The 287-nt window shown below is 33.1% G+C and carries 1 protein-coding gene and 1 pseudogene; both read left to right on the top strand.

Annotated elements, in window-relative coordinates; translation table 11 throughout:
- Positions 1-95: pseudogene (locus tag AMO19_RS08715) on the top strand (chlorophyll a-b binding domain-containing protein); the annotation flags it as partial.
- The coding region (locus AMO19_RS02620; RefSeq protein ID WP_075507227.1) for a hypothetical protein at positions 96-287 on the top strand (192 nt) is incomplete at its 3' end.

Raw genomic sequence — 287 nt, 5'->3', positions numbered from 1 at the left:
CTGAAAGAACAAATGGAAGACTTGCAATGATAGGTTTCATGGCTGTCATTATTAACTACACCTTATTTGGATGGATAGCTTATCCAATCCTTTAAATGAGTATTTATAACTTTGACAAAAATGGTATAGATCAGTCTGGAACACATTGGCTTCAATATGCCGCGTTTGTTATAACTGCCTTTGTTATTTATTTTGGCTGGGCATTTTTCAATGATGCTAATTTCCACCATTTCGCTGCAAAAATATTTAAGTTCTGGAATTGTAATGGATATAACCCATTAAGTTAT

The sequence above is a fragment of the Prochlorococcus marinus genome, assembly GCF_001180245.1.
Classification (GTDB): domain Bacteria; phylum Cyanobacteriota; class Cyanobacteriia; order PCC-6307; family Cyanobiaceae; genus Prochlorococcus_A; species Prochlorococcus_A marinus_F.
This window is presented reverse-complemented; position numbering and strand designations above follow the sequence as displayed.